Here is a 6,055-nt window from a genome sequence, read left to right as displayed (position 1 = left end):
TTGCGTTTAGAGGGAAACCTGAACTCAGAAATCTTAATCCAGAGTTTAGAAGAAATTTGTGATCGCCACGAAGCTTTACGCACCAACTTCATTACCGTTGATGGTATCCCTACCCAAGTTATACAAACACGAACCTGGACAGTTACGGTTGTGGATTTACAGCATTTATCTGGTAGTGAAAAAGTAATTGCGTCCCAAGAGTTAGCACAAAACCAAGCGATTCAACCCTTTGACTTAGCCGGTGAACCCTTAATCAGAATCACTTTAGTGGTGTTATCTGAAACGGAACATCTCTTATTAGTCTGTATGCACCACATTGTCAGTGATGGCTGGTCAATGGGGGTATTTATTCAGGAACTAACCGCCCTCTATAATGCCTATATTCAGGGATTATCTTCGCCGCTCAATCCCCTATCTATCCAGTATGGAGATTTTACCCTTTGGCAAAGACAATGGCTACAGGGAGAAGTCTTAGAAAACCAATTAAATTATTGGAAAAAACAATTAGCAGACGCACCAACTTTCTTACCCTTACCAACAGATAAACCTCGTCCAGCAGTCCAAACATTTACTGGGGTACATCAAGAGTTTCAACTATCCCTTGAACTCACCCAAAAGCTAACAGAATTAAGTCAGCAACAAGGGGTAACAATGTTTATGACATTGTTAGCAGTTTATGGAGTATTACTTTATCGTTATACAGGACAATCAGACATCTTAATAGGCACACCTATAGCTAATCGTAACCGTCGTGAAATAGAGAGTTTAATCGGCTTTTTTGTGAACACTTTAGTGATGCGGACTGACTGTTCAGAAAATCCTAGTTTTCAGGAATTATTGATGAGAGTTAGAGAAATGTCTTTAGGTGCTTATGCTCATCAAGATTTACCCTTTGAAATGTTAGTAGAAGCCTTACAAACAGAGAGAAATCTTAGTCATACTCCTCTATTTCAGGTAATGTTTGTCCTTCAAAATACTGCCTTATCTGAAATAGAGTTAACGGGTTTAACTATTGATTCTTTCCCCTTAGAAGTTGAAATAGCTAAGTTTGATTTAACCCTATCAATGCAAAATACAGAGACGGGATTAATGGGGGTTTGGGAATATAATACTGACCTATTTAATAGCGAGACTATTGAAAGAATGAACGGTCATTTTTTGACTTTGCTTGAGGGGATTATTACTAATCCCAGTGAGGGAATTTCTCAATTACCTTTATTGACTAAAGTTGAACAACAACAGTTATTAATTAACTGGAATAATACTGAGGTAGATTACCCTGCTAATAAGTGTATTCATCAATTGTTTGAGGAGCAAGTTGAACGGACTCCTAATGCTGTAGCAGTAACTTATGAAAATGAATCCTTAACTTATCGAGAATTAAATAATCGTGCTAATCAATTAGCTCATTATTTGCGGAAATTAGGCGTAAAAGCTGATACTTTAGTCGGTATTTCCCTTGAGCGGTCCTTAGAGATGATGGTGGGATTATTAGGTATTCTCAAGGCAGGTGGTGCTTATGTACCTCTTGACCCAGATTATCCCCAAGAACGCCTGAGCTTCATGTTAGAAGACTCTCAGGTAAAAGTGTTAGTAACTCAAGCAAAATTAGTCAAGTCTATTCCTGAACATCAAGCACAACTTATCTGTTTAGATACAGAATGGGAAAAAATCGCTCAAAATATCACCTCAAACCCCGAAAGCGTAGCAAAACCAGAGAATTTAATCTATATTATCTATACATCCGGTTCCACAGGGAAACCGAAAGGCGTTTTAGTCAATCACTCCAATGTCGTGCGATTATTTGCCGCTACAGATGCTTGGTATAATTTCAATAGTCAAGATGTCTGGAGTCTATTTCATTCCTACGCTTTTGACTTTTCGGTGTGGGAAATGTGGGGAGCTTTGTTATATGGTGGACGCTTGGTAGTTGTCCCCTACTTAGTGGCCCGTTCTCCCGAAGCATTTTATCAGCTATTATGTCAAGAAAAAGTTACAATTCTCAATCAAACTCCTACCGCTTTCCGTCAGTTAATTCAAGCTGAAGAATCACAAGAAAATCTAGGAAATTTAAGCTTACGTTTAGTTATTTTTGGAGGAGAAGCTTTAGAAATTAACAGCTTACAACCTTGGTTTCAGCGCCATGGCGACCAATGCCCCCAATTAGTTAATATGTACGGAATTACAGAAACTACCGTTCATGTGACCTATCGACCATTAAGTATGAACGACTTGGATAGTACAGCTAGTGTGATTGGTCGTCCCATTCCCGACTTACAGGTGTATTTACTAGACCAACATTTACAACTTGTACCGGTTGGTGTACCCGGGGAGATGTATGTGGGGGGTGCCGGAGTAACAAAAGGTTATCTCAATCGTCCTGAATTGACCAAAGAAAGGTTTATTTCTAGTCCTTTTGAGAAGGATGAAGTGATCCCCCCAACCCCCCTTAATAAGAGGGGCAATGGGCCGTCAAAATTATATAAAACGGGAGATTTAGCCCGTTATTTACCCAAGGGAGAATTAGAATATTTAGGACGCATTGACAATCAGGTTAAGATTCGGGGTTTTCGGATTGAGTTGGGGGAAATCGAAGCATTATTAGCATCTCATCCCCAGATTTGGGAAACAGTAGTAATAGTGAGGGATGATGCAACAGGAGATAAGCGTCTTGTGGCCTACATTGTGCCACAATCGGAAAAAACGATTACCATTAACGAAATACGGCAATTCCTGAAAGCTCAATTACCTGGTTACATGATACCTAATGCTTTCGTTATTTTAGATGCCTTACCCCTTACTGCTAATGGAAAAATAGATAGTCGAGCTTTACCCCCACCAGAATCTAGTAGTGAACCATCAGACAAATATGTTGCTCCGCGTACCCCGATCGAGGATATATTAGTAACTGTTTGGTCAGAAGTGCTAAAAGTCGAGAAAGTGGGTATAAATGATAACTTCTTTGAACTGGGAGGACATTCCCTACTAGCCACTAAATTAGTAGCACAGATCCGAGATCGCTTGAAAGTTGAACTTCCCCTACGTCAGTTATTCAACTCGGCCACACTAGCAGAATTAGCCCAAGGGATTGAACAGTTAAAACAGCAAAAATCCGATACCATCGTTCCAGCAATTTTACCAAGAAAAAGAAAATGAATTTTGAAGAATTACCCCTATCTTATGCCCAACAGCGTTTATGGTTCTTAGATCAATTAGAACCAAACAGTCCCTTTTATAATATTTCCTTGGCCTTGCATTTAGCAGGAAATCTCCAGGTAGATGTCCTCGAAAAAAGCCTACAAGAAATTATTCAGCGCCATGAGTCCCTCCGCACAAATTTCGCCACTATTGAGGGAAATCCTGTACAAATAATCAAACCAGAAAGTAATTGGCAATTAACGCTTGTCAATGGGAAAGACAGCCCAAAATATCGAGAAGAGCAGGAAATAAAAAAATGGCTAGAAATTCACAGCCATCAACCTTTTGATTTAGCCAATGACTCCCTAATTAGAGCCACCCTACTCAAGTTATCAGACACAGAACATTTTTTGCTGATTTGTCTGCACCATATTGTCTCTGATGGTTGGTCAATGGGGGTATTTATTGAGGAATTGACAACCCTTTATAATGCCTATACTAAAGGTTTAGAACCTCTTTTACAAGAGTTACCAATCCAGTACGCAGATTTTGCAATTTGGCAAAGGGAATATTTACAGGGAGAAATCCGACAAAATCAGTTAAATTACTGGCAAAAACAGTTAGCAGCAGCACCCGCTTTATTACATCTACCTACGGATTATCCCCGTCCTCTACAACAAAGTTTTCAGGGAGATCGGATAAAATGTATCCTTTCTCCAGAACTTAGTCAAGGGTTAAATAAGCTGAGTCGGGAAAAAGGTGTCACCTTATTTATGACCCTCCTGACCGCATTTCAGACTCTACTCTATCGTTACACAGGACAAACAGACATTTTAGTCGGTACTCCCATCGCTAACCGTACTCGTAGTGAATTAGCTGGGTTAATCGGCTTTTTTGTCAATACCTTAGTCTTAAGAACAGATTTAGCAGGAAATCCCAGTTTTAGCGAGTTATTAAAACAGGTACGAGAGACAGCAACGGATGCTTACGACCATCAAGATTTACCTTTTGAGATGTTAGTAGAGTCCCTACAACCTGAAAGAAATATGAGTTATACTCCTTTATTTCAGGTGATGTTTGGTTTAGATAATGAAATTGTAGATAGTATAGATTTAGAAGGAATAAAAGCCACTCGTCAGCCTTTAGAATTTAAGACATCTAAGTTCGATTTAAGTTTATCTATACAGGTAAAAGAAGCCGGATTAACTGCGATTTGGGAATATAATACAGATCTGTTTGACAAAAGTACAATTGAGCGATTATCAGGGCATTTTGTTAACCTATTAACTGGGATTATTGCTAATCCAGAACAAACCGTTAGCCAATTACCATTACTGACAGAAAGTGAGCGCAATCAGTTATTATTTGATTGGAATCAGACTGAAATTGACTACAAAAATGATTTGTGTCTGCATCAGTTGTTTGAACAACAAGTAAAACAGAATCCACAGGCGATCGCTGTTAAATTAGAAGATGAATTTTTAACCTACGAGGAGTTAAACTGTAAGGCTAATCAGTTAGCCCATTACCTACAATCTTTAGGGGTAAAATCCGATAGTTTAGTCGGGATTTTTGTTGAACGTTCCCTAGACATGATTATCGGAATACTGGGAATACTTAAAGCTGGGGGAGCTTACGTTCCTTTAGATATTAATTATCCCCAAGAGCGAATTACCTATCTTATTGAAGATACTCAACTTAGTATTGTGTTGACGCAATCTAAATTTATTGAGCAACTTCCCAAATTTATACCGAACACTATCTGTTTAGATCAAGACTGGTCAATAATCGCCAAACAGAGTACAGTTAGCCCTCTGGTAGAAGTTGATCAGCACAATTTAGCCTATATTATCTACACCTCTGGCTCCACAGGTCAACCCAAAGGGGTAATGATTGAACATCGCTCAGTAGTCAACTATATACTGACTACTATTCTAGAGTATGGTATTACCTCAGAGGATCAAATTCTGCAATTTTCTTCTATCTGCTTTGATGCTTCCGTTCAAGAAATCTTTGTTAGTTTGTTATCGGGTGCGACCTTGGTATTGCGAACAGAAGAGATGTTGCGCTCTAGTGAGGATTTTTGGCAATGTTGTCAAAAATGGCAATTAACAGTTTTGGGGATTCCTACGGCTTATTGGCATCAATTAGCCTCTGAATTAACCCCTGATACCCTGCCAATTCTCTCAAAGATTAAACTAATTGTCATTGGTGGGGAAGCCATTCAACCGGCAAAAGTCCAGCAATGGCAAACAGTTACGGGTCAATATTCCCCTCTTCCTCGACTATTAAATGGTTACGGACCAACAGAAGCAACCATTGCAACGACTCTCTCCGAATTTACTTCACCAACTATAACCAATATTCCCATTGGGCGACCCATCAGTAATACTCAGGTTTATATTCTCGATGCTTTCTTACAACCTGTTCCTGTGGGGGTAGCTGGAGAATTACATATTGGCGGTGTCGGGTTAGCCAGGGGTTATCTCAATCGTCCAGAATTAACTCAAGAGAAATTTATCCCTAATTCTTTTGAGAAGGATGAAGTGATCCCCCCAACGCCCCTTAATAAGGGGGGCAATGAGCCGTCAAAATTATATAAAACGGGAGATTTATGTCGGTATTTACCCGATGGTAAAATCGAATATTTAGGACGCATTGACAATCAAGTAAAAATTCGGGGTTTTCGCATTGAATTGGGAGAAATTGAAACCGTTCTTAGTCAGCACAATGCAGTAAAAACGGCTGTTGTTATTGCCCAAGAAGATGAGACCAATCAGAAACGTTTAGTCGCCTATATTATTCCCAAAGTAGAGATTGTTTCCACCCAAAAGGAGGAAAATTCGCTTAATGTTACTGAACTGCGGCAATTCCTGAAAGCTAAGTTACCAGAGTATATGATTCCTAGTGCCTTTGT

2 protein-coding genes are annotated in these 6,055 nt (G+C 39.3%); both read left to right on the top strand.

The genetic code is table 11. The features are described 5' to 3' along the window. Positions 1 to 3,156: non-ribosomal peptide synthetase (locus PX636_RS10175; RefSeq protein WP_288117021.1), on the top strand; the 3,156-nt coding region annotated here is incomplete at its 5' end. Beyond that, positions 3,153 to 6,055: non-ribosomal peptide synthetase (locus tag PX636_RS10170; RefSeq protein ID WP_288117020.1), on the top strand; the 2,903-nt coding region annotated here is incomplete at its 3' end. The genes PX636_RS10175 and PX636_RS10170, both read left to right, overlap by 4 nt.

Source organism: Microcystis sp. M53598_WE2 (assembly GCF_030067735.1).
GTDB classification, from domain to species: Bacteria; Cyanobacteriota; Cyanobacteriia; order Cyanobacteriales; family Microcystaceae; genus Microcystis; species Microcystis aeruginosa.
The sequence above is the reverse complement of the archived record's forward strand: the minus strand, read 5'-3'. Positions and strand labels throughout refer to the sequence as shown.